Raw genomic sequence first — 1,844 nt, 5'->3', positions numbered from 1 at the left:
TCTCGTAAAGAGCTTGCCAACGCCATCCGCGCACTCAGCATGGACGCCGTACAAAAAGCAAATTCCGGCCACCCGGGGGCCCCTATGGGCATGGCGGACATCGCCGAAGTCCTGTGGCGTGACTACCTCAACCACAACCCGACTAACCCGCACTGGGCTGACCGCGACCGTTTCGTGCTCTCCAACGGCCACGGCTCCATGTTGATTTACAGCCTCCTACACCTCACCGGCTACGACCTGCCGATGCGCGAGCTGGAAAACTTCCGTCAGCTCCATTCCAAAACCCCGGGCCACCCGGAGTACGGTTACACCCCGGGCGTTGAGACCACCACCGGCCCGCTGGGCCAGGGTATCGCCAACGCCGTCGGCTTCGCCATCGCCGAACGCACCCTGGCGGCGCAGTTCAACCGCCCTGGTCACGACATCGTCGACCACCACACCTACGCCTTCATGGGCGACGGCTGCATGATGGAAGGCATTTCGCACGAAGTCTGCTCCCTGGCCGGCACCCTCAAGCTCGGCAAGCTGACCGCCTTCTACGATGACAACGGCATCTCCATCGACGGCCACGTCGACGGCTGGTTCACCGACGACACCGCCCTGCGTTTCGAAGCCTACGGCTGGCACGTGGTGCGCAACGTCGACGGCCACAACCCGGACGCCATCAAGGCCGCGATTGAAGAAGCCCGCAAGGTGACCGACAAGCCATCGCTGCTGATGTGCAAGACCGTTATCGGCTTCGGCTCGCCGAACAAGGCCGGCACCCATGACGTGCACGGCGCCGCGCTGGGCGCCGCCGAAGTGGCCGCCACCCGCGAAGCGCTGGGCTGGAAATACGCCGCCTTTGAAATCCCGCAGGACATCTACGCCCAGTGGGACGCCAAGGAAGCCGGTCAGGCCAAAGAAGCGGCCTGGAACGACAAGTTCGCCGCCTACGCCAGGGCCTTCCCGGAACTGGCCGCCGAGTTCAAGCGCCGCATGAACGGCGAGCTGCCGGCGGACTGGAAAGCGGACGCCAAAGCGTTCGTGGAAAAACTGCAGGCCAACCCGGCCAACATCGCCAGCCGCAAGGCGTCGCAGAACGCGCTGGAAGCGTTCGGCAAGGTGCTGCCGGAGTTCCTGGGCGGCTCCGCCGACCTGGCGCCGAGCAACCTGACCATGTGGTCCGGTTCGAAAGCGCTGAACGTTGACCCGGCGGGCAACTACATTCATTACGGCGTGCGCGAGTTCGGCATGACCGCCATCACCAACGGCATCGCGCTGCACGGCGGCTTCCTGCCGTACTCGGCGACCTTCCTGATGTTCGTGGAATACGCCCGCAACGCGGTGCGCATGGCGGCGCTGATGAAGCTGCGCAACGTGTTCGTCTACACCCACGACTCCATCGGTCTGGGCGAAGACGGCCCGACCCACCAGCCGGTGGAGCAGTTGGCGAGCCTGCGCGTGACCCCGAACATGAGCACCTGGCGTCCGTGTGACCAGGTGGAATCGGCGGTGGCGTGGCAGTACGGCATCGAGCGCAACGACGGCCCGACCACGCTGGTGTTCTCGCGCCAGAACCTGACCCAGCAGCCGCGCACCGCAGAGCAGCTGGCGAACGTGTACCGCGGCGGCTACGTGCTGAAAGACTGCGCGGGCACGCCGGACGTTATCCTGATTGCCACCGGCTCCGAAGTGGGTATCACGGTGGAGGCGGCGGACAAACTGACCGCGGCGGGCCGCAAGGTGCGCGTGGTGTCGATGCCGTCGACCGACGCGTTCGACAAGCAGGATGCGGCGTACCGCGAGTCGGTGCTGCCGGCGGCGGTAACGGCGCGCGTGGCGGTGGAAGCGGGTATCGCGGA

Annotated in this window: 1 protein-coding gene; it reads left to right on the top strand. The window is 65.8% G+C overall.

What is annotated here, in order from left to right:
- Positions 1-1,844, top strand: a 1,844-nt coding sequence (gene tkt, locus ACJ8M3_RS24735; protein WP_442514787.1) for a transketolase, incomplete at both ends; no start/stop codon positions are given.

It is taken from the genome of Serratia sp. CY55921, assembly GCF_052167655.1.
GTDB classification, from domain to species: Bacteria; Pseudomonadota; Gammaproteobacteria; order Enterobacterales; family Enterobacteriaceae; genus Serratia; species Serratia ureilytica.
The sequence above is the reverse complement of the archived record's forward strand: the minus strand, read 5'-3'. Positions and strand labels throughout refer to the sequence as shown.